At 46.9% G+C, this 503-nt stretch carries 1 protein-coding gene; it reads left to right on the top strand.

What is annotated here, in order from left to right:
• The coding region (locus tag CKO12_RS14600; protein WP_200155430.1) for a hypothetical protein at positions 1-503 on the top strand (503 nt) is incomplete at both ends.

Here is a 503-nt window from a genome sequence, read left to right as displayed (position 1 = left end):
CAGCAAACGGTTTTATTTTCTTCTGTGTACAGCGGCGGGCATGGTTTTTATGTCAATCCTGATAATCTTTGGCAAGCCGCCGTCATCTTTGCGGTGCGCCGTTTAATTAAACCCACTTGGTTGAATGACCGCGATCAATTTTTACAGCCAACGGGTGAATTAACCGCTGAATTCAAACACGATTGCTTGATCTGGATGCTGTTTAATGGCAGCAATCTCACCGCCAGCGCCGATGATTTAGAATGGAATAATCAACACTGGTCAATCGTTAATCATTTTATTCCATTCACCGCCACTGAAGTCAATGCGCCAGCGCCGTTTGAATCGGAGTTTATGGTGTCCTATTTACAAGACAAATCACACTCAGCGGCAGCGCAAGCGGTGCTTATAGAAGGCAAAAAAATCTGGTTGGCGTATTTCGCCCAGCGCGATCATCATGCCGTGCGCAGTGCATTAAAACTCAATCGCGCTGATGTCGGTTGGTATCAACTCCGCACCGCTGT

It is taken from the genome of Chromatium okenii, assembly GCF_016583745.1.
In the GTDB taxonomy this organism is placed as follows: Bacteria; Pseudomonadota; Gammaproteobacteria; order Chromatiales; family Chromatiaceae; genus Chromatium; species Chromatium okenii.
Note: the sequence above shows the minus strand (reverse complement) of the source record. Positions and strands in the feature narration are given on the sequence as shown.